Consider the following 23,948-nt stretch of genomic DNA (forward strand, 5'->3'; position numbering starts at 1 on the left):
CTTCACCCCGCACTCTGTCCACTACCCAGAGTGAGGGCGAACACCCGAAAACGCCAGAGGATTTCGCAAATCTGTGGACAAGCAAGGCGCTGTGGAAAGATCGATGACTCCAAAGAGTGACGAACGGTGCGCCCAGCCCCGCTCCTACCCCTCGAGCCGCCCTGCCCCCGTCAACAACACTGCCATCTCAAGGCACTTGAAACTTCGACGACACTCCTGCCACGCCGATCGACGTGATTCTCCTCGATCGCCCCGCGGCACGCGAAGGGGAGGAGAGGGGCAGAAGCAGGGAGAAGGAAGGTCCCCCGCCGCTCCTCCTCCCCCCGCCCCTTCACTCCTCCTGCGGCCGGTCCGGCCGGTCCGGCCGGTCCGGGCGTTCCGGGTGGTCCGGGCGTTCCGGGTGGTCCGACCGGTTCAGGCGGTTCGGGCGGACCGGCGGAAAGCGCGACTCATTGCGCTCGATCTTCGCGGCGAGCGCGGTCAGCGCATCGATCCCCAGCGCCTCACAGAACTGCAGCAGATACGCCAGCACATCCGCGACCTCGTCCTCGACCCGGCCGGCCGCCTTCGGGTCGGACATCACCGTCGACGATTCCTCGGGCGTCAACCACTGGAAGATCTCGACGAGTTCGGCGGCCTCGACGCTGAGCGCCGCGGCCAGGTTCTTGGGCGTGTGGTACTGCTGCCAGTCCCGGGCGGCCGCGAATTCGGCCAGCCGTCGCTGGAGGGCATGAAGATCGTCGCTCATACCCCTAGGTGTAGCACCTGCACGCCGGGCAGCCCCTCGGCGACCGTCTGGTCCTGTACCGCCCCCAGCAGCCGGACGTGCCCGCGCCGGGTCATCCGTGCGGCGAGCGACAGCAGCTCGCGCGCCTGCCTGCGGTCCATGCAGCGGTCCAGCCCGTCCGCCATGACCGTCAGCTGCTGCTGGGCCGACGGAATCTCCCCCGCCGGATCCATCGCCAGCACTCCGGGCCCGGTGAGCAGCACCAGCGCCAGCGCGAGAAACCGCAGCTCGCCGTCGCCGAGCTGTTCGACGGGCATCATCCCGAGCGCACCGCGGTCGACCAGGGCCTGCAGTCCGTCCGTGGCAGGCGGTGCCTGCGTCCCGACCGGCCCCGGGGCGGTACGCGTCGCCACGCCGCCTTGCGCACCCCGGCTCTGGCCCCCGCCCCGCGGCCCCGGTGCCGCCCCGCGCCCGGCCGGCCGCTCCCCGGCACCGGGAGCGGACACCTCGTCGGCGGCCTTCACCTCTCGCGGAACCGCATGCAGCCCGTCGACGGGACCCGCGCAGGCCTCCCGTACCGCCGCCACCAGGAGCGCATGCCGCCGGGTGCACTCGCGGCTCGTACGGTCCAGCACCGCCGGGAGGTTCTCGCAGGCGGGCCGGAGCCGCCCCTCGTCCGCGTCCCGGGTCCAGCCGCCGGCCGCGCCGCCCCGCGTGCCCGCCCGCCCCTTGGAGCCCGCGCCCCCGCTCCCCGCACCCGCCTTGCCCCCGCCGGACCCCGGGGACGCCGCCCTTCCCGCCTCCCGCATGGCCTCGGGCCGGGGATCGCAGGCGAAGACCGACCGCAGCGCGACCACGACCTGCTCCGCCGCGGCCAGGACCAGCTGCTGCCCGGCCGTCTTGCCCGCGACGCGCAGCGGCAGGAGGGAGGTGGCCAGCCGGTCGTCGGGCAGCGGGGCGCGGGTCACCGGTGTTGCGCCGGCCGTGTGCCAGGCCGCCTGGACGGCACGGCGGGCCGGATCGGTGAGTGCCGTGGTGAGCAGCGTCTCGCCGCCGCCGGTCAACCGCTCACCGACGATGCGGAGTTCGGGTTCGGCCTGGACGGCGAGGTCGAGGCTGACGGGGCCGGCCGGGCCGTCGACCGTGCAGCCGATGCGGAAGCCGCGCCGCCCCTGCCCGTCGGGGCGCGCCCCCGCCGGAATGCACGCCGCCGGATCGCCCGCCACCGCCCCGACGGCCCGCGCCAGCGGCTCTCCGCTGCCGAGCCGGGAGAGGATCTCGTACGCCTGCAGCGCGCTGGACTTGCCGCTGCCGCTGGCGCCGGTCAGCAGGGTCAGCGGGCCGATCGGCAGGGTGACGCCGCGGTGCGTCTTGAAGGCGGAGAGGCGTAATTCGGTGACCGCCGGACGCGCGCTGTCGGTATTCATGCAGGGACGCTATGCAGCGGCCCGCACGGAGAACCGTTACGCCCAACAGCTCTTCCTACGAATGGGGGACGGCTCCGGCGGCCGGTTCGGCGACCTCGGTACCGATCGGCGCGAGCAGGAAGACATTGGTGTCGACCCGGTGCATCCCGCTGCCGAGGCCGAAGACGACGCCGCTGGAGAAGTCGAGGATGCGTTTGGCGACGTCGGTGTCGGCGCTGCTGAGGTCCAGCAGAACCGGGATCTGCGCCATGAGGTACTCCGCCACCTCGCGCGCGTCCGCGAAGGTCTGGACGCGGATCACCATGAACCGCCGCTTCTCCTCCGTCGGTTCGTCCTCGGGCAGGGCGCGGTGGTCCGGCCAGGAGGGCCATTCACTGCTGCTGCGGAGCGGGACGACCTCGGCGAGCCCTTCCCACTGCTCGTCGGTGGCATCGGGGCCGTTCACCGAATCACCTCACTCAGAGGGGGGCTGACTGTCTGCGGAATCTGCATCGGTATCTGCATCGCGCGGATTCTACCGATAAACACACAAACCTCGTGGGACGCGACACACGCGGCGTCATCTCCCCGTCCATCCTGCACCATGGCTCCTGACCTGTGCCGACAGCCTCGGCGGTTGGTGCGTCGAGTCTGTGTGTGCCCGTTCATCCGATGTTGTGAGGGGTACGGGTTCCGGTGCGGCGGCGCCGCGCAGCCGGGCCCTCCGCTCGCCGATGCAACCATCCCAGGCCCCGCGGTGTTTTTGTGAGTGATGGACGAGACAGCCGAGCCACTCCCCGAACGCATGGCGACGGATCTGGACGACGGTTTCACGGAACTGGTCCGGGTCCACGCCTCAGCGGTCCATGCCTTCTTGCTCCGGGTGACGGGAAACGCCGCGGAGGCGGATGACTTGGGCCAGGAGACCTTCCTGCGTGCCTATACGGCGCTGCAGGGATACTCCGCGGAACGGCGCAGTGCGCTGCGCCCCCGTGCGTGGCTGATGACGATCGCCACGAACGTGTGGCGCAACCATGTGCGCACCTGCATCCGCAGACCCGTCGCCGCGGCTCCCGTGGAGGAATCCTGCGAGAGCTGGCCGGACGAGGGGCCGGGACCGCAGGAGCATGCGGAGACGGCCGCCGACCGGGCCCTGCTGGTCGCGGCGCTCGCTCGATTACCCGAGCGGGCCCGGGTGGCGGTGGTGCTCCGGCATGTGGTCGGGATGAGCTACGCCGAAGTGGCCGAGGTGCAGGGATGCCCGGTCGGTACGGTCAAGGCTCAGGTATCGAGAGGGCTGAGCGTCCTGCGTGAATTGCTGGAACCAGAAGTCGCGTTGCTGAGGGAGGTGACGATGTGAACCGAGGTGGGGAATGGACCCCGCAGCCGGAGAGCGGCGTGGAGGCCGCCCTGGCGGGGCTTGCGGGTCCCGCTCCGGGAGATTTCGCGGCGCGGGTGCTGCAGCGGGTGGGAATCCCGAGGGACCGGTACGACATGTATCTGCACCTCGAAGCGCCCGCCGGCGGGTTGTACGTCGCGTACGGGGCGCAAGCCGTGACCGGGGCCGCGCTGGGCAGGACTCTGGCCGGTCCCCAGGCGTTCGAGGAGGCGCATCGCGCCCGCACGGGACGGAGCGCGATCCCTACGACGCGGCCCCTGCCGGGGCTGCGGACCGCGCTGCGCACCGGGCGTGCCAAGAGTCTGGTGATCGATCTGCCGGAGCTCACCGAAGCCGAGCGGGCCGCGCTCGATGCGGTACGCACCATTCCGCGAGGGCAGTTGAGGCCGCTCGCCTGGGTCGCGCGGGAGGCCGCGCTGCCCGACGACGCGCCCGTCACCGAGGCCCTGGTGGCCAATCCGGTGCCGCTGCTGATCCCCTGCCACCGTGTCACTTTCGACAACGGCGGACCATGTGATCTGCGGTACGGGCCCATAGTGGGCGCGGTGCTGCGCAAGGCCGAAGGGATAGACGACGCATTGGTGGGGCTGTCCCGTTCGGGGACGGCGTTCCTGGGCAGCGACACCACACGTATCTACTGCCATCCGACCTGTGCGCATGCGCGGCGGATCACCCCGCCCCATCAGGTGCCGTTCCGTTCGGCACGGGCTGCGCGCGAGGCGGGATACCGCGCCTGCAAGAGCTGCCGCCCGATAGCGGCGTAAGGCGCACGGCGGAGTGAGGTCCGCCGAGGAGTGAGACCGGCCGTGGCGCGAGGTCCTCGCGCCGGGCGGGACACCGCCGCGTGCCAGGAGCCGCGGAGCAAGGACAGCCAGTCATGTCATCCAGCAGGGGAGGAAGACATCATGCATGCCAAAAATCACGGCGCAGCCCCCGAAGTGGTGGGCACCGTGGTCGTCGCGGAGCACCACACACCGATCGGCCGTCTGGCGCTCGCCGCCACCGAGGAAGCCCTGCTCTACTGCGGGTTCTTCCCGCCGGACGCCGTACGGCAGCGGCTGACGGCGGGAGCGCGGGAGTGTCTGGACGAGTCCGGGGCCGGCCCTGACCAGCTGGCGGTGATGCAGGAGACACGCGGTCAGCTCGACGACTTCCTCGCGGGGAAGCGGCGCTCGTTCTCCGTGCCGCTGGACCCGAGCCTGGCCACGCCGTTCAGCAAGGAGGTGGTCCTGGCGGTCGCCGAGCATGTTCCGTACGGCGGGACCGCCACCTACGGAGAGCTGGCCGCCGCGGTGCACCGCCCCGGTTCCGCGCGGGCGGTGGGCAAGGCCCTGGGGGCGAATCCGCTGTGCGTCGTGCTGCCGTGCCACCGCGTCGTGGGGGCGTCGGGCCGGCCGACGGGGTACGCCGGCGGGGTCCAGGCCAAGCGTTTCCTGCTCGACCTGGAATGTCAGGGCTGAGCCGGCGATGCGGCCGCTCACCCGCCGAGTCCGAGGCGTACGGCGAAACCGATGAACACCGTGCCCACCACCGCCTCGACCACACGCGCGGCACCGGCGCCCGCGTCCGGCCGGCGCGCGGCCACCCAGCGTCGCAGGACATACACCGCACCGCTCAGCAGGGCCAGCCACAGCGCCGCCAGCGACAGATGGACGGTGGCCAGCACCGCCATCGTGCGCGCCGGGGGATCCCCGGGCGGTACGAACTGGGGCAGGAACGCCAGCAGGAACAGCCCGACCTTGGGGTTGGCGCCCGTGCACAGCAGACCCTGCAGCCAGCAGCGCCGCAGGTCCACCGGTGGCGGGCGCCCGGTGCCGGGGCCCGGCGCGTCCGACGGGTCCGACGGCTGCGGGCCGCGCAGGGCGGACCGCAGGGCCCGTACGCCCCACACCAGCATGACGGCCGCGCCGCACCAGCGGACGGCGGTGAACAGCTGGGGCCGGCCGGCCAGCACCAGGGACACCCCGCTGATGGCGAGCGCCGCATGGACGGCACCCGCCGTGAGCATGCCGGCCGCCGCGGCGAATGCCGGGGCGCGCCGTCCGGTGCGCAGCACCAGCTGGGTGACCAGCGCCGCGTCCGGCCCGGGAGTGGTGATCACCAGAAGCGAACTGCCCAGGAACCACCCGCTGATCATGGGCGGCCCCCGGGGCGCGCTGCGGTGGCGCCTGGAGGCGGAGGGCTCATGCGGCGTCCGGCCCCGGGTCCACGGTCAGCAGCGACTCGATCCGCCGGATCTCGGCATGATCGGCGTCGAGCTGCGCCGGGTCCTCATGGGCGAGCACGACGAAACCGAGCGACAGCGTGCCGAGCAGGTCCTTCGTCGGGGCGATCCGGTCGCCGTTGCGCACCGGAACGGCCGAGACGTGGTGGCTCTTCACCTCGGCTATGGCATCGAGCACTTCGGCGTTGCGGACCACTCCGGAGGACCGGCTGATCAGGAAGACGACGCGGACCCGGCGGCGCAGTTCGTATCCGGAGGGCACGGGGACGCGGCTGGTGAAGTACGTCACCGCGCGGTCGACCTGGCTGTCGCCGGTCGCGGCGCGGCAGAAGCGGGGGTGGCCGCCGCCGTGCGGGCGGGCGTTGACCTCGATCAGCCGCGGCCCGTCGGCGGTCATCATCACCTCGACATGCGCGGCGCCCCACCGGAAGCCGACCGCGTCCAGCACGCCCCGGGTGTAGCGGACCAGTTCCGGCACTTCGGGGCGGTCCTCGGGGACCCAGTCCATGGACTCGTACACGGCCATCTGCCCGCCATTGTCGATCTTGCGGTAGCGGCACACATCGGTGATGGTGTGGTTGCCCGCATGGCTGAAGACGTCGACGACATACTCCGTGCCGGTCGCGTACTCCTGCACCAGCATCTGGTCGTTGCGGATCGCCCACTGGTTGAGCTGTCCGAGCTGGGCCTCGAACTCCTGGCGCCAGCCGTGCCCTCCGGGGATCCGGGTCACGCCGTCGGTGCTCGCACTCTTCGGCGGCTTGACCACCAGATCACGGCCGGTCAGTCCCTCCTTCCCGAGCCAGGCGGCGACCTCGTCCGGATCGTCGGAGCACAGCTGCCGGATCACCGGCAGTCCGGCCGCCGAAACCGCCTGCGCCATCGCGTACTTGTGGCGTCGGGCCGCCGCGAGTCCGGGGACGTTCGCCACCTCGGGCACGACCCGGGCCGCCAGCCGGTCGGCGAGTTCCACCCCGATCTCGGCGCCCGGCAGCACGCAGCGCGGCCGCAGCGCCCGCAGCCGCTCCACCAGCGCGGCCTCGTCCCCGTCCCAGCTGAGGATCGTGTCGTAGTCCTCGGGACGGAAGGACCCGGCGTAGGCCGGCGGGATCTCCGGATACGAGACGACCGCCACCGTCGGCACGCCCGCGGTGCGGAAGGCCGGGGCGTACAGACCGCCGGAGGAGAAGGGATCGACGATGACGGCGGGGCTGCCGGATGGATTCGGAGACACAGCTGTTCCTTGTCCGCTCAGGGGAATCTCGGGGGGGGGGAACTCAGGGGCAGGGCTGCGGGCCGGGACGGGCCGCGGCCGGGACCGTCGAGGCCCCGGCCGCACCACGCGGTCAGCCCGCCAGGTCCGCCGACAGCGGCCGGTGCTCCCTGCAGACCTCGGCCTCGGGCAGACCGGGAAAGACCGCGGTGACCGTGTCGCCGCTGCGTACGGCGGGGATCTCCTGCCGCAGCCGGGTCAGCGAGGTCTTGCGCTCGTGCCACGGGCACACCAGGCGGTTGCCCTCGGGGGCCAGTTCGGCCAGGTGCAACGGACCGCCGCGGTGCGGACAGCGGGCCCGCATCACGAAGGAGCCCTCCTCGGTCCGGGCATACACATACGGCTCGCCGGCGACCACCGCGCAGTTGCTCCGGCCGGCCACGGAGAACGTCACTACATGCACTTCTTGTAGTCCCCCACCGAGTGGATCTGGTAGACGCACTCCTCGGACTCGATGATCGCCCCGTGCAGCCGGTTGCGCTGGATGACGGTGCCCTCGCCGGCCTCGAGGATCTGGTGCGAGTCGAAGCCGGAGACGAACTTCATCGTCCCGGACACGATGTGGCACAGCTCGTCGCCGTCGTGGCAGTGGGTGTTGGACAGTTCGCCGTACGGCTCGACGATGTCGGCCACCGGGGCGGTGACGCGGCCGCTGGAGATGGCGTCCCACACCGGCGCGTGCAGCTTCTTGAATTCGGGGCCGTTGTCCATCCAGGCGATCTGGGTGGCGAAGTCCTCGTCGGAGAGCTCCTGGATGCGGCGGTACTCCTCGATGCCGCGGACGATCTCCGGGATGATCTGCTCACCGTGCTCGGCGACCAGCGGGCGGATCAGCTTCTCCAGCGCCATCCGGCCGTGGTGCTGGTCGATGTGCACATGCTCGGTGAAGTACTGGGTGTCGGCGCGGTCGCCGAAGACGTCTTTAAGCAGCGCGGTGGCCCGGCGGCAGAAGTCCACCAGGGTGGCCTCGGTGTAGTACAGCGCGCCGACGTACCGGAAGAACAGTTCGTGGTTCTTGCCCAGGTAGTGGAAGTAGTTGTTCATCAGCAGGCTGCTGTTGAGGTAGTACTGCCAGTACCGGTGGACATCGGTCTCGAGGCCGACCGACTCCAGGGTGCGTTCGAAGAGCTGGCTGTGCTTGGTGTCGTGGACGCCGTAGCCGTACTCATCGATGATGATCTTGAACCACTCGGACTGGGCGGCGCCGTAGTAGCCGAGCACATTGCGGATCATCGGCGAGGCCTCGGAGAGGAAGTCCGGGGCGAACTGGATGAGCCACATACGGGCGGCGCGCTCACGGTCGGTGGAGTCGGTGATGGCCTTCTCGGAGAGGGAAGGGCCGGCCGGCTCATGGGCGTTGAGCGATTCCAGGTAGGTCTCCAGGCTCTCGGCCGTCCACTTCCCGGAGGTCTCCACCTCCTCGTCGAGGAAGCCGAAGGCGTACCGCTCCAGTGCGGGCCGGATCATCTCTCCGAGCACCCGGTTGGTGGGGCTGTAGAAGCGCTTGAAGTCCTCCCACTTGCCCTTGCCCTTCAGGCCCGTCTTGGGCAGGAAGACCAGGTCGGCCTCGTAGATGCTGGTGAGCAGGCGCTGCACGGCCAGGCTGCTGTAGTCGAGTATCTCGTCGCGGCCCGGGACCCGGTCGAGGTCCAGGTGCCGGAGCACCTGGGGGCGCAGCTGGCGCCGGTAGGGGTTGTCGCTGTTCTGCCACTCCTCGTTGTCGAGGTAGATGGGGTTGCTGGCATAACGGACAACCGCGTCGCGCAGTTCCTGGCCGTGCAGCTCGAACGGTTCGTAGGGGAACGGAGTGTGGCTCATCGGATCAGGTCGGCCTTCCTGTGAGGTGCTGCGAGTGCCTGTGCGGCGGATGCGGGAGCTCAGCGTGCGGAGAGGGTGTAGTCCGTCCAGCGCAGCTCCACGTCCAGCCGGTCGCCGGGGCTCACCGGCACGGGCTTGTCGAACGGGATCAGCGCCTGCATCCAGTGGGACCCGACGTTGTCGGGAGAGTTGCGCAGTACGACCCCGGAGCCGAGGTCCAGTTCGAACCAGGCGACCAGCGCGGTGGCCGGGCCCCCGGCGGTGACGGGCACCGGGATCACCCGGCTGCCGGCCTCCAGCGGGTCGGCGAGCAGATCGAAGTCGAGGAGCTCGACGGGGGCGGAGAGGATCTCGTGCGGCCAGGTGTGCAGCCGCACGGGGAAGTGGCCGCGGGTGGATGCCGTATTCATCAGCGATACGTCGAACCCGCCCGCGTTGCCCACCCGGTTGAGGCCGTCCGCCACCTCGCTGTGAATGAGCTGGCCGTAGACCCGCGCGGCGCCCGGGATCAGTACGCCGCCGGGGGCGAGGAGGTGCGTACGGGCGTGCCGCATCGTGGGCAGCAGCCCTTCGCCGATCAGTCCGCAGTCGACGATCTCGGAGATGAGGACGTCGACCGGGCGCTCCAGGTCGGTGCCCATCACCAGGTGGGTGGAGCGCTTGTTGACGACGCTGATCACATCGGACATCCCGTGCTCGGCGATGATCTGACGGGCGATCTCGGCGAGCAGCGGGTTCTCCTCGCAGGTGACGACCCGTCCGGCGCCGGCGCGGGCGGCGGCCATGGCCAGCAGACCGGTACCGGTGCCGATGTCCAGGACATGGGCACCGGCCGGGATGCGGCGCTCGAGCGCCACGATGAGGGCGTCGTTGCGTTCGGTGTCGTTGAGCATGGCGAAGTGCCAGCGCGGCACCGTCCGGGCGGCGATCGCGGCGAAGGCCGCGGAGTGCGGGGACAGGCTCTCGCGGGGCCGGGCCATGGCGTCGACCGTGGCGGTCACCAGTCGGCTGAGCTCCTGCGCCTGGGTCTGCAGCGAGGCGAGCGCGAGACGCAGCCCCGGAGACGCTTCGAGGTCGAGCGCGGTGAATTCCTCGTCCCGGAATTCGGTATTCCCGTTGGTCAGGGAGTTGGCGGAAATACTCATGGCGGTGTGTGCACACTCCTCCGGAATGAATTTCCGAATTGACGGCCGCTGGGGTGTCTATTGCCCATGAGGGCGAAGCGGGTCGTTCTCATCCTCAGGACACCACCCGCCGCGGGGGCCGGGCAAGGAACCTTTCGGAGTGCGGTCCTACTGCGGTACTTGGACAATTCCCGAAGGTCGGAACCCAGGTTTCGGGCGGGACTCATCACTGATTACCGGCGCAGTCCCGGGAGTTCACCGACTGCTCATGTGCAATCACGTCAACGGCCCTGCCGCAAGAGAATGGGGACCTTGGGAATTCGGGCAGGCGTCAGCCCGGCGCGGCGCCCAGGGGCGTCGAACCGGGCTGACGGACGGGCGAATCCGCCCGCGGGGAGCGGTGTGCGGGCCGTTCTCAGCCGGCCCGGCCCATGGCCACCGTATGGGCGGCCATGGCCAGGAGGGAGAGCGTGATGTGCCGGTACCAGGCCGTCCACGTGCGGATCTCGTGCCGGTCGAGCCCGGTGTGCAGCCGGGCCGCGTCCAGGTGACGCCGCGCATCGCAGCGGGCCGCGGCGGCGGCCACCATGGCATGGCCGTGGGTGCCCCGGGGGGCGTGCACCAGATAGCAGTCGGTCCGTGGTGCACCGGGCCGGCGGTGCAACAGCAGCGTGCGGGTGAAACCGTCGCACGGCGGCGGTGCGGAGCCCCAGTGCGAGGTGTCCGGCACCGTCAGCCGGACCCATTCGCCCGGTACGGGGCCGAGATGGCCCGGCACTTCGGGGGACGGCCACCAGCGCTGCTTCGGGATGGCGGCAGCGGCCGAGGCGGTGCCGAGCTGTCTGGCCGGTACGGCGAACGCATAGGCGATGCCTTTCTCCTCCAGCCAGCCGCGCAACGCCTCGTCCTGGCCGTGGTCCTGGCCTCCGCACACCCACTGGAACGGGACGGACGCGTCCAGGGTCCGCTGGATCATCATCCGGGCCAGCTCGGGTTTGGTCCGGTAGGCGAGGCGCTCCTCAGGGACGCCGGCCTTGATGCAGCGCTGCGGATCGTCGGTCCAGGACTCCGGCAGAAGGAGTTCACGGTCCATCAGGGCGTGGCCCTGCGGGGAGATGTAGGCGGCCATCACCGCGGTCTGGCAGTTCTCCACACGGCGGGTGACCTCGGTGTACTGGCGGGCAGCAGCGACGGTTTTGGCGCCTTTCTTGAGGGCGTCGCTCTGCCCGAGGACGAACATCGCCCCCGGGTGGCCCAGGTTTTCCCGGAGATAGCCGCGGACGGCGTCCTGGACGGCCTCCGCGTCCCATCGGGCGCGGGTGAGCAGGCGCTGCATCCGCCAGGGTGACGCGTCCCCGACCCGCTGGGCGAGCTGCCAGGTGTTGCTGCGCCCGCCGTCGGCGAGCAGTCCCAGGGCGTACTGCATCGCCTGCGCCCGCGGTTCGGGCCGGGCGAAGAGCGGGCCGATCCGCTCTCCCAGCTCGGCGAGGACCGCGTTCAGCCGGCGGGCGTCGGCACGGGAAGCCCGCTGCCCGGCCGCGGCGGACGGGTCCCAGCCGGTGTCCGGGGACAGCGGGTCCGGCACCCGGGCGCCGGCCGCCTCTGCGGGCGGCGCGTGCAGGACGGATTCCGGGGTGGGTATGCCGACCGGTAACCCGGCGTCCTTCGGTCTGGTAGCGCACTCGGTAACGATCACTAGAGCTCCTCCGTCGGGCGCACGGCTGCAGCGCCGCGCGCCTGCTCTGGCGCGGTACGTGCTTCATTCCAGGTGGGGGGATAAAAGCTCAGGGGGCAGCGAGAAAACGGACAGACGCCTTCCGGTATTCGCGCGCATCCGTGCACTCGCACAGGCACTCGCCCGAAGCCCGGCCGTTGCGGCCCGGTCCGTCGTGAAACCCCCCGTGACATCGAACGGCCCGGCCGGCGACGGAAATCGACCATTCAGCCAGTTTGCTTCCCGATCGCCCGAAGGCGCCCCCCGTGCACCTTTCCGGACCATCCCCAGCGAACCCCACGCGCCGAAGACTCGGCAACTAAAAGATAGGTCAAAGAAAACTAAAGCAGAGGTCATGGCGAGATATCTACAGTGGCGAGCCCGCACAACATATCCGCTGGTGAGCGGGGTACCAGTGGCCCGGCGGGCCCAGAATTGCCCGGATCGGAGAAATGATCCACTCGGGCGGTTTGACTCGAATGCCGTTCCTGAAGCGGGGCCTCCGCAACCTTCCGGGGCGCTGCGGTGTTCCACAGGCATAGGGCGGAGAATCGACGACGGAGATCGGCGGCACGGTATGCGGTATCCGACCTCAGGGAACACCCCGGAAAACTCCTTCCGGCTGACGTCGGCGGCCGCCGGAGCGGCGGGCGGAATCCAGCCACATTCCGCCGCCCGCAGAGCCAGGAACCCTCGGGGCGTGCCGGAAGAGAAGGCCCCCCGGAGGCCAGGAGCCGTCCAGGGGGCCCGGGTCCGGCGCCGAAGCACCGCGCCGGAAGGCCGCGTGGAGATCAGGTCGGCTGATGGCTCGTCAGGGCGCTTTCGACGTCGTAGCCGTGAAGCCAGTCCTGCCCCTCCGGCGCGGGCCTGCCCATCGCCGCGTCGCGCTCGCGCTGCGCCGCACCGTCCGGCAGGTGGAACGCCGTGCTGTTGCCCCGGGAGCGCTCCTGCACCAGCGTGGTCCGCGGCCTGCGCAGCGACTCATAGCGCCGCAGCGCCGCGGACAGCTCCCCCGGACCGGCGTCCCGCAGGCAGGCCGCCAGCGCCACGGCGTCCTCGATGGCCTGGTTGGCTCCCTGGCCCATGAACGGCAGCATCGGATGCGCCGAGTCGCCCAGCAGCGTGATGCGGCCGGTGCTCCACCGCTCTATCGGGTCGCGGTCGTGCAGCGCCCATAGGCTGACCTGCTCCGCCGCGCCGATGACGGAGGTGACGTCCGCGCACCACCCCTCGTAGGCCTCGGCCAGGTCCGCCACCCGGCCCCGGCGGGACCACGACTCGCCCCCGGGGCCGCCGGCGGGCACCGTCGCCACGAAGTTGACCAGCCTCCCGCCCGAGACCGGGTAGCACACGAAGTGCTGACCCGGCCCCAGCCACAACAGCACCCGGGGCTCCGCCACCAGCGCGGGTATCCGCCGGCTGTCGGCCAGCCCCCGGTAGACGGACTGGCCGGAGAACCGCGGCCGGTCGGCCACCAGCGCCTGGCGCAGCACGGAATGGATACCGTCCGCGCCTACGACGGCGTCCGCCACCGCCTCCGAGCCGTCCGCGAACCGCAGCACGACCTCGTCCGGACCCTCCTCGGCCAAGGTGCACCGGGCGTCCAGCCGCACCGCACCCGCAGGCAGCGCCTCGACCAGCGCCCGGTGCAGATCGGCGCGGTGTATCGCGTAGTACGGGGCGCCGTACCGCTCCTCGCAGTGCTTTCCCAGCAGCCCGCGGCTGATCACCGAACTGTCCGCCCAGCGGCGGAACTCCATGGCCTCGGGCAGCACGGCCGACGACCGCAGCGCGGGCTCCAGGCCGAGCCGGTGCAGCAGCCGGGTCGCGCTCGGCGACAGCTGCACTCCCGCGCCCACCTCCCCCAGCCGGGGTGCCTGCTCGTACACCCGGCACTCCAGCCCGGCCCGGTGCAGCGCGAGCGCGAGCGTCAGGCCCGCCAGTCCTCCTCCGACCACAGCGATACGCGGCGGCGTGTCCTTCCTCATCGGCCCCTCCTCTACAGGCGTGGTGCCCCTTCGGGCGCCTTCACCCGCAGAACACCGAAGAGCGCAACTCAGTTGCGTTCCCGGGGAAATTGGCCTCCATCGGGCCGCGAAGTACCGCTGTAGCCGCCGACTTCTTCTCCCTTCGGCGCCGGAGCCCCGAGGATGTTGCTCCGGGCGCCGCGGGGCCTTAAGAATCGGTATCCGGCGGGAACGTACACGGGCTGCAGCCGGAGCGCTCCAAAAGTCTTTCACCCGGCCTGGGTCGGCCCGTTTCCCAAGAGTTCATCATCATTCTCCGGGTCTTTATCAAACCGAGGTTCCGACTGACGGTTCCCGTATCACCCGTGCTTACGGAGGGTGCTGTGCCCCTACTACCTCTGAGCGGAAAATCGCTGCGCCTTACCCGGCTTTCAAGGCCCGGCGACGGAAAGTTTCTCATCGTACCCATGGACCATTCCGTGGCCGACGGACCGATCTCCGACGCCGCCGGGTTCAGCCGGATCGTCGGTGACGTGGTGGCCGCCGGGGCCGACGCCGTCGTCGTCCACAAGGGGCGCGCCCGCACCATCGAACCGGTCCTCCTGAACGGCGCCGCCCTGATCGTCCACCTCAGCGCGAGCACTCCGCACGCCCCCGACGGCGACGCCAAGGTGCTCGTCGGCGGCGTCGAGGAAGCGGTGCGCGCCGGGGCGGACGCGGTCAGCGTGCACATCAACATCGGCTCGGACACCGAGAAACGGCAGCTCGCCGACCTCGGTGCGGTCGCGGCGAGCTGCGAGCGGTGGGGCATGCCACTGCTGGCAATGATGTACGCACGGGGGCCGCGCATCGCGGATCCCCGCGACCCCGCACTCCTCGCGCATGTGGTGAGCATCGCCGTCGACCTCGGCGCCGACCTGGTCAAGACCGTCGCGGCGGGCTCGGCTGAGGACATGGCCGGCATCGTCGCCAAGACCCCGGTCCCGATCGTCGTGGCCGGCGGCACCGCCGACGGCCGTGACCTCACCGACTTCGCGCACTTCGCGATGGACGCCGGCTGCCGCGGACTCGCGGTCGGCCGCCGGGTGTTCCACAGCCCCGACCCGGGGGCGGCGGTCCGCACACTGGCCGCCGCCGTCCATGAACCACGTCCGGAAACCGCCCCGAATCCAACCTCCCTACCCGAACTGGCAGGTGCGATGTGAAGTTCGCCTGGATTGACATTCGTTCCGTTCCCGCCGACCAGCGCGAGGCGCTGGTCGAGGCGGCCGTGCACGCCCGGATCGACGGCATCGTCGACGACGGACCGGAGATCCTGGCCACCCTCCCCCCGACCGTGCGCAAGGTGCTGGTCGCCAAGGGTCCCGGCGACGGGGCCGCCGCGAGCTGGGACGGCTACGACGTACTGCTCACCGACGTCACGGACAACGCCGGGCTCGCCACCCTGCAGGGCCGCGTCCTGGAGGGCCGGGATTCCGTCGCCGCCCATGTGCCGGTCGACGACGACGCCTCGCTCACCCTGGCGTGCTCGGCCGCTCGGGCCCTCCCGTACACCGCGGTCACCTTCAAGGACCCCACCAAGATCCCGCTGGAGATCGTGATCGCCGCGGCCGACAAGGCCCCGGGGCAGCTGATCTGCCGGGCGGACTCCCTGGAGGAAGCGAAGATCATCCTCGATGTGCTGGAGAAGGGCTCGGAGGGCATCCTCCTTGCGCCGGCCTCCGTCGCCGAGGTGCTGGAGCTCGCCGAGCTCCTGCAGACCGACACCCCGCCGCTGCAGCTGACCGAGCTGACCGTGGAGTCCATCGAGCACAGCGGGCTCGGCGACCGGGTGTGCGTCGACACCTGCAGCTATCTGCACAAGGACGAGGGCATCCTGGTCGGTTCGTACTCCCACGGTTTCATCCTGTGCTCCAGTGAGACCCACCCGCTGCCCTACATGCCGACCCGGCCGTTCCGCGTCAACGCCGGTGCCCTGCAGTCGTATGTGCTCGGCACCGACAACCGCACCAACTACCTGAGCGAACTCGGCGCCGGCGACACCGTCCTGGCCGTCAGCACCACCGGACGCACCCGCCGCGTCGTCGTCGGCCGCGTCAAGCTCGAATCGCGCCCGCTGCTCACCATCAAGACGCGTGCCGAGGACGGCACCCTGGTGAGCCTCGCCGTCCAGGACGACTGGCACGTACGGGTCCTGGGCCCCGGGGACGCGGTGCGCAATGTCACCGAGCTCAAGAAGGGCGAGAAGCTGATGGGCTACCTGGCCACCGACCAGCGCCATGTCGGCTGGCCGGTGGGCGAGTTCTGCGTCGAGAAGTAGCCGGACGCGCCGGTTCGGGCGCCCCGTACGGGCCGTGTCCCACAGGTCCGCGGGGGCGCCCGGACCGGCCGCGTTGTGAAAGGGAGGGAAGCGCACCACCATGGATGAACTCGCCTATCAGCCGGCCGCCCGCCTGGCCGGGATGATCCGCCGCCGGGAACTGTCCCCGGTCGAGCTGGTCGAGGCCTGTCTCGACCGCATCGAGCGCCGTAACCCCACCGTCAACGCCTTCGTCACCGTATGCGCCGACGAAGCACTGGACGCCGCCCGGCGCGCGGAGCGCGAGGTGCTCACCGGCAACCCGCTGCCGCCGTTGCACGGTCTGCCGGTCGGCATCAAGGACCTCGACCCGGTGGCGGGGATCCGCACCACCCAGGCGTCGTACGCCTTCCAGGACACGGTGCCGGAGGCGAACGGCGTGAGCGCCGAACGGCTCCAGCAGGCCGGCGCCATCGTCATCGGCAAGACGAACACCCCGGAGTTCGGCCACAAGGCCATCACCGACAACTTCCTGTTCGGGCCCACCAGTACGCCCTTCGACCTGACCGCCAACGCGGGCGGGTCCTCCGGTGGCGCCGCCGCTGCCGTCGCCGAGGGTCTGGTGCCTCTCGCCCAGGGCTCCGACGCCGGCGGCTCGCTGCGCGTCCCGGGATCCCTGTGCGGGGTGTTCGCCCTGATGGGCACCTTCGGCCGGGTGCCCACCGTGGTACGGCCCAATGCGTTCGGCCTGCTCAACCCCATGGTGTGCTACGGCCCGGTCACCCGCACCGTCGAGGACGGGGTGCTGATGTTCGAGGTGATGGCCGGCCCGCACCCCCGGGACCCCTACTCGCTCCCGGCCGCGCCCGAGCGCCTCTCGGAGGCCCTGCGGCGCCCGCTGACCGGCCTGCGCATCGCCTACTCCCCCGACCTGGGCGGCTTCCCCGTCGAACCCGATGTGGCCGCAGTCGTACGGGAATCGCTCGGCGCGCTCATCGAGGACGGCGCCGAGGTCGTCGAGGTCGACATCAAACTGCCGCGCCCCCACCAGGAGTTCACCGCACTGTGGCGGCGGATGCAGGCGGTCCGCCAGGTGGAGTTCCTCACCCGCATGCGGCGCGCGGGCGTGGATGTCCTCGCCCACCGCGACCGTATCGCCCCCACCTATCTGGAGCTCCTGGAGATGGGCGAACGCCCCTCGGCCGTCGACTACCGCCTCGAGGACGTGCTGCGCAGCGAACTCCTCGACTCCCTGGAGGACGTCTTCGACGCATACGACCTCATCGTGAGCCCGGTGACGTCGGTGGCGCGGATCCCCAACGCCACCGACCGCACCACGGTGGGTCCCTCCGAGGTCGCGGGGCAGAGCATCAATCCGCTGGTCGGATGGTGTCTGACGGGCCTGTACAACTTCATCGGCAGCCCCGCCGCCACGGTCCCCGCGGGCTTCACCCCGGCCGGGCTCCCGGTCGGTCTGCAGGTCGCCGCCCGGCGGTTCGACGAGCCGCAGGTGGTCGCCGCCTGCGCCGCCGTGGAACGCCGCCGTCCCTGGCACGAGGGCTATACGCGCCTGGAGCTGCGGCGCGAGCGGGAAGGCTGACTCACGGTGTCCCTCCACTCCCGCCGGGACGCCGACTGGTGGGGCGCCGGGCTGCTGGAGAGCCGGCCGTCCGACGCCCCCTGGGCGATCGCCCGCAGCACGGTCAGCTACGGCCAACTGCGTGCCCAGGTCTCCTCGTTACGCCACACCCTGCGCTCGTACGGCATCGGGGCGGGCAACACCGTCGCCCTCCAGGGCGCCCGCAGCTTCACACAGATGTGGGCGCTGCTCGCACTGTGGTCGTGCGGCGCCCAAGTCATGCTGATGGGGCCCGGTCTGCGCGGCCGCGAGCTGGGCACGCTCCTGGACCGCTGCCGGCCCCAGTACCACCTCTCCTTCGACGCCCCCGGGTGGGCGGCCGGAACCTTCCACGACGAGTGCGAGGTCCTGGTCCGCCGTCTGAAAGGCGGCCGCCCGGCCGAAACCCCGCACTGCCTGGTCCAGTTCACCTCCGGCAGCACCGGTATCGCCAAGGCCATCGGCCGCACGCCCGAGTCCCTCACCACGGAGCTCGGGCGGTTCCGTGCGATCGGCGGGATGCCCCGGGACGGTGAGCGGGCGCTGCTGCTGGCGCCGCCCGAGCACTCCTTCGGGCTCATCGGCGGGCTGTTGCACGCCATGAACGCCGGCGCGGTCACGGTGTTCGCCCGGGACACGGGCCCCCGGGCGGTGCTCGAGGCCTGCCGGGCCCATGACGTGGATGCGGTTCTGGGGGCGCCTGCGCACTTCGCGGGGCTCGCGGCCCTTCCGGGATCCGTGGAACCCCCGGTCGCCCCAGGGCCGCCGGGGCCCCCGGCGGCCTCTCCGGCTTCCCCGGCGTTCCCGGCCCACGGCGGCGCAGCGCCGCTGCCCCGGCTGCGGACGGCGGTATCCGCCGGTGATGTGCTGGTCCGGCAGGTCGCCACGCGCTTCGCCGAACGTTTCGGGGTGCGGATCGGCCAGGCGTACGGGACGACCGAGACCGGCATCATCGCCGTCGACACGGCAGGGGTGCACGGGCCGGGCACGGTCGGGGTGCCGGCGCCCGGCGTCCGGGTCCGCCTCGTCTCCGGGGAGTTGCAGGTACGGCTGCCCGGCTCGCCCTATCTCGCGCCGGAGGACCCTCCGGCGCGTTTCCTCGCGGACGGCGGGCGCGACCCGGGCGGCTGGCTGTGCACCCGTGACCTCGTCGAGGTCGATCCGGCCGGCGGGGCGTTGCGGCTGCTGGGCCGGCTCGACCCGCCGGCCGACCGGCGCGGGCTGACCGCCGGTGCCACCCAGCGCCAGGTCACCGACCGCACCATCGTGCGGCAGCTCGGCCGCGACGGCTCCCTCGCCATCTGAAAACACGCATCCCGGGCCGCCTGCCGGCCCGGGATGCAACCGTTCTCGATCCGGCGGTGTTTCCCCTTTGCATGGCACTGAACCGGACGCTCCGAGTCATCACGACTCGCTTTCCGCACTCACCCGAGCTGGAGGCCCCATGACCGAGGCAACGACTACCGAGGGAAAGTTAGACGCCCCGGAGCGCCCGCAGCGCGTCCTGCACGTCCCCGCAGGCGAGGGCCCGACCGTCTGGGTCGACGGCAACACATACACGATCAAGGCGAGCCACGAGAACACCGGCGGCCGCCTGGCCTTCGTCGAGGCCTCCGTGCCGCCGGGCTGCGGCCCCGATGCCCATATCCACCGCGGTGAGGACGAGGCGTACTACGTGCTCTCCGGTGAGCTCGAGGTCCTCGACGGGAAGCGCACGTTCACGATCCGGCAGGGCGACTTCGTCTTCATCCCGCGCGGGGTGACCCACCGGTTCAAGAACCGCGGCCTGCATGCGGCCCGGATGGTCTTTCTGTTCACCCCCGCCGGATTCGACAGGTTCTTCATGGAGGCCGGCGACCCGGCCCGGCCCGGCGTACAGCCCCGGCCATGGCTCGAGGAGCACTTCGTGCACATCGCGGAGATAGGCGCCCGCCACCGCTGGGAGCCGGGCGAAGAACCCGCCTGCTGACCCGTACGGCACACACCCCGCCGACCGCGCGCTCGCGAGAAGCACGCGGCAAGGAACGCACTGACAGCACGGAAGGTATCGATGGAAGAGACCGCGGCGGCATCCCCGCCGGAAGCCGACAACGCCCCGCGCGCCGAGGCAGCCTCCGAAGGAGGCGGGCAGGAGGAGAAGGGCCTGCTGCCCATCGGCTCGACGCTGTCCCTGGGCGCCGTCATCGCCCTGCTCAGCACCACCATCGTGTCGGTGGGCATGGGGCGCCTCGCCGAGGTGTTCTCGGTGCCCCTGTCCACCGTGCAGTGGGTCAGTACCGCCTATCTGCTGGCGATCGCCGTCGCCATCCCGATCGCCGGCTGGGCGATGGACCGGTTCGGGGAGAAGGCCCTCTGGCAGGCCTCCCTCGTCGTCTACCTCGTCGGCTGCGTCCTGGCCGCCGTCGCCAACAGCGTCGGCATGCTGATCGGCTCCCGGATCGTCCAGGGCATCGGCGGCGCCATGTTCGAGCCGATCATGCTGACGATGCTGGCCCGCGCGGCCGGTCCCAAGCGCGCCACCACCGTGCTGAGCATGGTGCAGATCCCCATCACACTCGCCCCGGTCTTCGGCCCGATGGTCGGCGGCGTGCTCATGGACAACCTGGACTGGCGCTGGCTGTTCTGGTTCAACGTCCCGCTCGGCCTGCTGTGCGCGGTGCTGGCCCAGCGCATCCTGCCCACCGACCCGCCCCGCGAGGAGCGCGGTGTCTCCCGGCTGGATGTACGGGGCCTGATCATGCTGCCCGCCGCCCTCGCCGGACTGCTGCTCGGCTTCTCCCAGCTGGCCACCAGCGGCGGATTCGGCGATCCGGTCGTCCTGGTCTCGTTCGGCGTCGGCGTGGTTCTGCTGATCGCCTATGTGGTGCACGCCCTCCGGATGCGGGGAGTCCCCCTCATCGATGTGCGGCTGTTCGCCACCGGCCGGTTCACCGCTTCCGCCCTGGGATCGTTCCTGTTCGGCTCGTCGGTCTACGGCATGATGTTCCTGCTGCCGCTGTTCTTCCAGCAGGGCGGCGGTTTCGACGCATGGACCTCGGGCCTGCTGCTCGCCCCGCAGGGCGTCGGCACGGTCCTGATCCTGCCCGCGGTGGGACGCCTCGTCGCCCGCTTCGGCCCCCGCGCCGTGGTCCTGGCCGGTATGGCCCTCGCGGCGGTCAGCACCGTCGCGTACACCCAGCTCGACCCCGCCAAGGACACCGCGCTGCTCGTCGTCGCGCTCCTGGTACGCGGCGTGGGCCTGGGCACCACACTCGCCCCTGCGCTGTCCACGGGCTTCGCCAGCATCGCTCCGGAGAACACCGGCCGGGCCAGCAGTGCCCTGATCGCCTCCATCCAGCTGGGCGGCTCGGTCGGTACGGCACTGCTCGCCGTCGTCGTCCAGCAGCAGCTCACCGACCGTCTGGGCCCGTCCGGTTCCTCGGCGTCGGTGGCCTCCTCGCCCCGTCTTGCCGGGCCGATCACCGAGGCGTTCGGTGCGGCCTTCTGGTGGACGCTGGGGCTCTGCGTGGTCGGCGCGATAGTCGCCCTCTTCCTGCCCAGCGCCGAACGCGGCAGCACGCCTGCCGAAGCCTGATCCCCCGGGGCGGCACCTTGCGCATCGCCGCCCCTCGTCAAGCCATCACCGAGGAAACCACCACACCGATATCGCCACACCAGTATCGCCACACGAGAAAGCGCAACACCCGGAAATGCAGCACCCCCAAGTGCGGCACCCAGAAGTGCCGCACCTGAGAAATCGAACCACCTGTGAGAGGACGCACGACGTGACAGACACGCTCAACGGCAAGGTAGCCCTGGTCACCGGGGCATCCCGCGGCATCGGGGCGGCGATCGCGCAGCGCCTGGCGGCCGACGGCGCCGCCGTGGCACTCACCTACTCCCACTCCAAGGACCGTGCCGAGGAGGTCGTCGCCGGTATCCGCTCCGCAGGCGGACGCGCCCACGCCGTTCAGGCCGACAGCGCCAAGGACGAGGACATCGCCGCGGCCGTCGACGAGACGGTGCGGGTCCTGGGCGGCCTGGACATCCTGGTGAACAACGCCGGGGGCGGCACCTTCGGCCCTGTGCAGGATCTGCCCATCGACGCCATCGACACCATGATCGATGTGAACATCCGTGGCGTGGTCGTCGGGATCCGGGAGGCGCTGCGTCATCTCCCGGACGGGGGCCGCATCATCACGATCGGCAGCATCAACGCCGACCGCATCCCCTTCGCCGGCGGTTCCGTCTACGGCATGACCAAGGCGGCGGTGGCCGGCCTGACCCGCGGTCTGGCCCGGGAGCTGGGGCCGCGCGGTATCACCGTCAACAACGTCCAGCCCGGCCCGACCGACACGGACGCCAACCCTGCGGACGGACCGATGTCCAGCAGCATGCTGGGCTGGATGGCGCTGGACCGGTTCGGCCGGTCCGAAGAGATAGCGGCGATGGTCTCGTACCTCGCCGGTCCCGAGTCCGGGTTCGTCACCGGCGCGAGCCTGGACATCGACGGCGGCTTCGGCGCCTGAGCGCTCCGGGCGCGGGCCCGCTGCCGTCCCGCCCGGGGCAACCAGCTCCGGGCGGGACGGCCCACCGGGACAGCGTCACCGGAACGGCCTCACCGGGACCGCTTCACGGTGCGGCGGGCGCCGCCTACGGCAGGCGCACCGACTGTCCGTGGTTGAAGTGGTTGCCCGGGTCCCACTTCGCCTTGACCTGCTGCATACGGGGGTAGTTGTCCCCGAAATACAGGGTGTGCCACGGCACTCCAGAGGTGTTGTGCCGCGGGTCGTTGAGATCGATGTCGGCGTAATTGATGTAGCAGCCGTCGGTGGTGTCGTCGAGTACCGGTACTCCGCCGGTCTTCTGGTACACGTCCTCGTAGAAGGACCGCAGCCAGGAGATGTTCGCGGCGTCGTCGGCCGGGTTATTCCAGTACGTCTGGTACAGCAGCTTGAAACGTGAATCACGGTGCACACTCGCGGTGTCTCCCGCTCGCACGCTGTTCACCGCGCAGCCGAAGGAACTGAACTGCACCATGGCCCGCGGGTTTTCGAGGTCCGTATGAGCCAGGTGCTCGTACATCGCCTCGATCTGTTCCTCGGTCACATTCTGTTTGTTGTAGGCCGACTTGTAGTCCGCGCGCAGGGTCGGGTCGACCAGGAAGTTGGTGGTGGTGCCGAAGTACCGCGTGGCCTGCAGCCACGGAAGCCGCTGCGTTTTGTGGTACTGCGGCATCGGCTTGTGCTCACCCATGGTGTTGGTGACGGGGCCGTGCTCGATGTCGACACCGTCGGTGACGGCGGCGATATAGGCCTCCAGCAGTTTCTCCGCGTTCGGAGTGGTGGCGTCCATCTGGGACACCAGGCCTATCTGACCATTGGACTTGTGGTTGAGCAGCAGCGAACTCATCAGTCCGCTGTAGGCGCTGCCGGGCTCGGAATTCTCGTCCGCCGTGTGCCAGGCCGAGTAATTCCGCGCGAGCCGGGTGAACGCCTCCTTGGTCATGTCGCCCCAGGACCAGGCGACGGCGCTGACCAGCACCTCACTCGGCGGCTTGATGAGCGCCTGCTCCGGCCGCCGGCCGGTGGCCTTCGGGGAGCGGAACCAGTACCGGGTGATGACCCCGAAGTTCCCGCCGCCGGCCCCGGTGTGGGCCCACCACAGCTCCCGGTTGGGGTCGGACTCCTCGCGGGTGGCGACGACCGTACGGGCGGTGCCGTGGGCATCGACCACGACCACCTCGACCGCATAGAGATGGTCGACGATCAGACCGTCCCGGCGGGCGAGCATGCCCCATCCGCCACCGCTGACATGGCCGCCGACGCCCACCGAGTAGCACATACCGCCGGGGAGGGTGACGCCCCACACCTTGTACAGGCGCTCGTAGACGTCGAGCAGCGTCGCACCGGCCTCCACCGCGAATGCGGAGAACCGGTCGTCGTAGTAGACCGACGTCATCTCCGACATGTCGAGCACTATCTTGGTGTCGGCGTTGAAGACGAAGTTCTCGTAGCAGTGCCCGCCACCACGGACCGTCAGTTTCTTTCCGGCCCGGACCGCTTCTTGCACCACGGCCTGAACCTGCTGGGTGGAATCGACCACCCGTACGGATTCCGGCCGTCCGACCCACCGCTGGTTCATCCCGCGCACCAGGTCCCCGTAACGCGGATCGGCCGCCGCGATCGTCGTCGCGGAGAATTCGGCCGCAGGGGCGGGCTCGGGCCTGCGCCCCCTGCTTTCCCCGCCCCGTTCCTGATCCTCGTGTTCGTTCGTCATAACTGTTGTCGAGCCCTTCCTGAGTGAATTACCCCGGACCTACTCGATCCCCGTGCGACGGGAATCCGTGTGCTGTCCGCACAGCAGCAGCGGACGATGGGCATGTGCGCCACCAGAGCCG

At 70.7% G+C, this 23,948-nt stretch carries 21 protein-coding genes; 10 read left to right on the forward strand and 11 right to left on the reverse strand.

Going from position 1 to position 23,948, the window contains the following annotated elements; genetic code table 11:
• Window positions 1-331: 331 nt before the first annotated feature.
• From ADL29_RS13945 to ADL29_RS13955, 3 genes are read right to left on the reverse strand one after another with little or no spacing between them, the layout of a single operon-like run.
• Window positions 332-748 (reverse strand): nucleotide pyrophosphohydrolase, encoded by a 417-nt coding sequence (locus tag ADL29_RS13945; protein ID WP_053923965.1) that lies wholly within the window; start codon window positions 746-748, stop codon window positions 332-334.
• On the reverse strand, window positions 745-2,154 hold the full coding sequence (locus ADL29_RS13950; protein WP_053923966.1) for an AAA family ATPase: 1,410 nt from the start codon (window positions 2,152-2,154) through the stop codon (window positions 745-747). The genes ADL29_RS13945 and ADL29_RS13950 overlap by 4 nt, the downstream gene beginning before the upstream one ends.
• 55 nt (window positions 2,155-2,209) lie before the next feature.
• A complete protein-coding gene (locus ADL29_RS13955; RefSeq protein ID WP_046925509.1) occupies window positions 2,210-2,599 on the reverse strand; it encodes a cell division protein SepF in 390 nt (129 codons plus the stop codon).
• 306 nt (window positions 2,600-2,905) lie between these two features.
• On the opposite strand from ADL29_RS13955, the gene ADL29_RS13960 reads away from it, so the two are divergent.
• The 3 genes from ADL29_RS13960 (at window position 2,906) to ADL29_RS13970 (ending at window position 4,992) form a co-directional block, all read left to right on the forward strand.
• A complete protein-coding gene (locus ADL29_RS13960; protein WP_046925510.1) occupies window positions 2,906-3,493 on the forward strand; it encodes an RNA polymerase sigma factor in 588 nt (195 codons plus the stop codon).
• Window positions 3,490-4,296 (forward strand): Ada metal-binding domain-containing protein, encoded by an 807-nt coding sequence (locus ADL29_RS13965; protein ID WP_245689386.1) that lies wholly within the window; start codon window positions 3,490-3,492, stop codon window positions 4,294-4,296. The genes ADL29_RS13960 and ADL29_RS13965 overlap by 4 nt, the downstream gene beginning before the upstream one ends.
• Window positions 4,297-4,437: 141 nt before the next feature.
• On the forward strand, window positions 4,438-4,992 hold the full coding sequence (locus tag ADL29_RS13970) for a methylated-DNA--[protein]-cysteine S-methyltransferase (protein ID WP_078970973.1): 555 nt from the start codon (window positions 4,438-4,440) through the stop codon (window positions 4,990-4,992).
• A 17-nt stretch (window positions 4,993-5,009) separates the two neighbouring features.
• Here the strand turns inward: ADL29_RS13970 and ADL29_RS13975 are convergent, their stop codons facing one another.
• The 7 genes from ADL29_RS13975 to ADL29_RS14005 all read right to left on the reverse strand — a co-directional run bounded on the left by ADL29_RS13975 (window position 5,010) and on the right by ADL29_RS14005 (window position 13,673).
• Window positions 5,010-5,669: a LysE family translocator gene (locus ADL29_RS13975; protein ID WP_053923968.1), complete on the reverse strand. Its 660-nt coding sequence runs from the start codon at window positions 5,667-5,669 to the stop codon at window positions 5,010-5,012.
• Window positions 5,670-5,715: 46 nt separating this feature from the next.
• Entirely contained in the window at window positions 5,716-6,990 is a 1,275-nt protein-coding gene (locus tag ADL29_RS13980; protein WP_053923969.1) for an ATP-grasp domain-containing protein, read from the reverse strand.
• 112 nt (window positions 6,991-7,102) lie between these two features.
• On the reverse strand, window positions 7,103-7,423 hold the full coding sequence (locus ADL29_RS13985; RefSeq protein WP_053923970.1) for a Rieske 2Fe-2S domain-containing protein: 321 nt from the start codon (window positions 7,421-7,423) through the stop codon (window positions 7,103-7,105).
• Window positions 7,423-8,847: an iron-containing redox enzyme family protein gene (locus ADL29_RS13990; RefSeq protein WP_053923971.1), complete on the reverse strand. Its 1,425-nt coding sequence runs from the start codon at window positions 8,845-8,847 to the stop codon at window positions 7,423-7,425. The genes ADL29_RS13985 and ADL29_RS13990 overlap by 1 nt, the downstream gene beginning before the upstream one ends.
• A 59-nt stretch (window positions 8,848-8,906) precedes the next feature.
• A complete protein-coding gene (locus ADL29_RS13995) occupies window positions 8,907-9,992 on the reverse strand; it encodes a 50S ribosomal protein L11 methyltransferase (protein ID WP_078970975.1) in 1,086 nt (361 codons plus the stop codon).
• 394 nt (window positions 9,993-10,386) lie between these two features.
• Window positions 10,387-11,451, reverse strand: a complete 1,065-nt coding sequence (locus ADL29_RS14000; protein WP_425424239.1) for an IS701 family transposase — start codon at window positions 11,449-11,451, stop codon at window positions 10,387-10,389.
• 1,025 nt (window positions 11,452-12,476) lie between these two features.
• Window positions 12,477-13,673, reverse strand: a complete 1,197-nt coding sequence (locus ADL29_RS14005; protein WP_053923973.1) for an FAD-dependent monooxygenase — start codon at window positions 13,671-13,673, stop codon at window positions 12,477-12,479.
• A gap of 362 nt (window positions 13,674-14,035) precedes the next feature.
• Between ADL29_RS14005 and ADL29_RS14010 the strand changes: the two genes are divergently transcribed.
• The 7 genes from ADL29_RS14010 to ADL29_RS14040 all read left to right on the forward strand — a co-directional run bounded on the left by ADL29_RS14010 (window position 14,036) and on the right by ADL29_RS14040 (window position 22,077).
• Window positions 14,036-14,857, forward strand: coding sequence for a 2-amino-3,7-dideoxy-D-threo-hept-6-ulosonate synthase (locus ADL29_RS14010; RefSeq protein ID WP_053923974.1), 822 nt, complete (start codon window positions 14,036-14,038; stop codon window positions 14,855-14,857).
• Window positions 14,854-15,972 carry a 3-dehydroquinate synthase II family protein gene (locus tag ADL29_RS14015; protein WP_046925518.1) on the forward strand — a complete coding sequence of 373 codons (1,119 nt, stop codon included), beginning with the start codon at window positions 14,854-14,856 and terminating at the stop codon, window positions 15,970-15,972. The genes ADL29_RS14010 and ADL29_RS14015 overlap by 4 nt, the downstream gene beginning before the upstream one ends.
• A gap of 100 nt (window positions 15,973-16,072) precedes the next feature.
• On the forward strand, window positions 16,073-17,551 hold the full coding sequence (locus tag ADL29_RS14020) for an amidase (protein WP_053923975.1): 1,479 nt from the start codon (window positions 16,073-16,075) through the stop codon (window positions 17,549-17,551).
• Between the two features lie 6 nt (window positions 17,552-17,557).
• On the forward strand, window positions 17,558-18,874 hold the full coding sequence (locus tag ADL29_RS14025) for a class I adenylate-forming enzyme family protein (RefSeq protein ID WP_053923976.1): 1,317 nt from the start codon (window positions 17,558-17,560) through the stop codon (window positions 18,872-18,874).
• 139 nt (window positions 18,875-19,013) lie between these two features.
• Complete coding sequence (locus tag ADL29_RS14030; protein ID WP_053923977.1) at window positions 19,014-19,538, forward strand: cupin domain-containing protein; 525 nt, start codon at window positions 19,014-19,016, stop codon at window positions 19,536-19,538.
• An 81-nt stretch (window positions 19,539-19,619) separates the two neighbouring features.
• A complete protein-coding gene (locus ADL29_RS14035) occupies window positions 19,620-21,143 on the forward strand; it encodes an MDR family MFS transporter (RefSeq protein ID WP_053923978.1) in 1,524 nt (507 codons plus the stop codon).
• A 190-nt stretch (window positions 21,144-21,333) separates the two neighbouring features.
• Window positions 21,334-22,077, forward strand: coding sequence for an SDR family oxidoreductase (locus tag ADL29_RS14040; RefSeq protein WP_046925522.1), 744 nt, complete (start codon window positions 21,334-21,336; stop codon window positions 22,075-22,077).
• A 124-nt stretch (window positions 22,078-22,201) separates the two neighbouring features.
• Here ADL29_RS14040 and ADL29_RS14045 read toward each other — a convergent pair whose 3' ends face one another.
• On the reverse strand, window positions 22,202-23,827 hold the full coding sequence (locus tag ADL29_RS14045; RefSeq protein ID WP_078970977.1) for an FAD-binding oxidoreductase: 1,626 nt from the start codon (window positions 23,825-23,827) through the stop codon (window positions 22,202-22,204).
• Window positions 23,828-23,948 lie beyond the last annotated feature (121 nt).

This window comes from Streptomyces chattanoogensis, assembly GCF_001294335.1.
GTDB classification, from domain to species: domain Bacteria; phylum Actinomycetota; class Actinomycetes; order Streptomycetales; family Streptomycetaceae; genus Streptomyces; species Streptomyces chattanoogensis.

Bases quoted from the DNA above. Each gene is read 5' to 3' on its own strand.
- ADL29_RS13945 (WP_053923965.1), bottom strand. From the start codon at position 748: ATGAGCGACGATCTTCATGCCCTCCAGCGACGGCTGGCCGAATTCGCG.
- ADL29_RS13950 (WP_053923966.1), bottom strand. From the start codon at position 2,154: ATGAATACCGACAGCGCGCGTCCGGCGGTCACCGAATTACGCCTCTCC.
- ADL29_RS13960 (WP_046925510.1), top strand. From the start codon at position 2,906: ATGGACGAGACAGCCGAGCCACTCCCCGAACGCATGGCGACGGATCTG.
- ADL29_RS13970 (WP_078970973.1), top strand. From the start codon at position 4,438: ATGCATGCCAAAAATCACGGCGCAGCCCCCGAAGTGGTGGGCACCGTG.
- ADL29_RS13975 (WP_053923968.1), bottom strand. From the start codon at position 5,669: ATGATCAGCGGGTGGTTCCTGGGCAGTTCGCTTCTGGTGATCACCACT.
- ADL29_RS13990 (WP_053923971.1), bottom strand. From the start codon at position 8,847: ATGAGCCACACTCCGTTCCCCTACGAACCGTTCGAGCTGCACGGCCAG.
- ADL29_RS13995 (WP_078970975.1), bottom strand. From the start codon at position 9,992: ATGAGTATTTCCGCCAACTCCCTGACCAACGGGAATACCGAATTCCGG.
- ADL29_RS14005 (WP_053923973.1), bottom strand. From the start codon at position 13,673: ATGAGGAAGGACACGCCGCCGCGTATCGCTGTGGTCGGAGGAGGACTG.
- ADL29_RS14020 (WP_053923975.1), top strand. From the start codon at position 16,073: ATGGATGAACTCGCCTATCAGCCGGCCGCCCGCCTGGCCGGGATGATC.
- ADL29_RS14030 (WP_053923977.1), top strand. From the start codon at position 19,014: ATGACCGAGGCAACGACTACCGAGGGAAAGTTAGACGCCCCGGAGCGC.
- ADL29_RS14035 (WP_053923978.1), top strand. From the start codon at position 19,620: ATGGAAGAGACCGCGGCGGCATCCCCGCCGGAAGCCGACAACGCCCCG.
- ADL29_RS14045 (WP_078970977.1), bottom strand. From the start codon at position 23,827: ATGACGAACGAACACGAGGATCAGGAACGGGGCGGGGAAAGCAGGGGG.